This window comes from Rhizobacter sp. P3_B12 (assembly GCF_056402895.1).
On sequence record NZ_JBFUGN010001382.1, the window covers coordinates 1 to 1,246 of the forward strand.

General features: G+C 68.1%; 1 protein-coding gene. It reads right to left on the reverse strand.

Going from position 1 to position 1,246, the window contains the following annotated elements; translation table 11 throughout:
• On the reverse strand, positions 1–1,246 hold a 1,246-nt coding region (locus AC1D01_RS35425; RefSeq protein ID WP_477874308.1), incomplete at both ends, for a DEAD/DEAH box helicase.

Below are 1,246 nucleotides of genomic sequence, written 5' to 3' on the forward strand. Positions count from 1 at the left end.
CCACCTGCACCGCGGCCGCCACCGCCACCACCGCCGGCATGCCGATGGCCGCCGCGGCCGGCGCCTTCGCCGATCACCATGCGGCCGAGCACGATCGGCTCGGGACGCTCATTGGCACTCGGCTCGAAGCCCGGCACGTTCTCTTTCGGGATCTCGCGCTTGATCAGCTTCTCGATGTCGCGCAGGAAGCCGTTCTCGTCGACGCACACCAGCGACACCGCTTCGCCCTGCGCACCCGCGCGGCCGGTGCGGCCGATGCGGTGCACGTAGTCCTCGGGCACGTTCGGCAGCTCGAAGTTGACGACGTGTGGCAGCTGGTCGATGTCGATGCCGCGCGCCGCGATGTCGGTGGCCACCAGCACCTGCAGGTCGCCGGTCTTGAAGTCGGCCAGCGCCTTGGTGCGCGCGCTCTGGCTCTTGTTGCCGTGGATCGCCATCGCGCTGATGTCCTGCTTCAGCAGGTGCTCGACCAGCCGGTTCGCGCCGTGCTTCATGCGCGTGAAGACCAGCACCTGGTTCCAGTCGTTCGACTTGATCAGGTGCGTCAGCAGCTCTTTCTTCATCTCGCGGCCGACCGGATGCACCTTCTGCGCGATCGCGTCGTTGGTCTGGTTGCGGCGCGCCACTTCGATCAGCGCCGGCTTGTTCAGCAGGCGGTCGGCGAGCGTCTTGATCTCGTCGCTGAAGGTGGCCGAGAACAGCAGGCTCTGCTTCTGCGCCGGCACGATGGCCAGCACCTTCTTGATGTCGTGGATGAAGCCCATGTCGAGCATGCGATCGGCTTCGTCTAGCACGAAGATCTCGACGTGGCTCAGGTCGAGCGTGCGCTGCTGGTGGTGGTCGAGCAGGCGGCCGGGCGTGGCCACCAGGATGTCGACGCCCTTGCGCAGGCGGTCGATCTGCGGCTGCATGCCGACGCCGCCGAACATCACCATCGAGGTGAGCTGCAGGTACTTGCCGTAGGTGCGCACGCTCTCTTCGACCTGCGCCGCGAGTTCGCGGGTGGGCGTGAGGATCAGCGCGCGGATCGGCAGCTTGCCGCGTGCGTCGCGCACCGCCGGCTTGGCCGACAGGCGCTGCAGCATCGGCAGCGTGAAGCCGGCGGTCTTGCCGGTGCCGGTCTGGGCGCCGGCGAGCAGGTCGCCGCCGGACAGCACGGCCGGGATGGCCTGTGCCTGGATGGGAGTGGGAACGGTGTAGCCCTGTTCGTGAACGGCACGCAGCAGGGGCTCGGACAGGCCGAGGG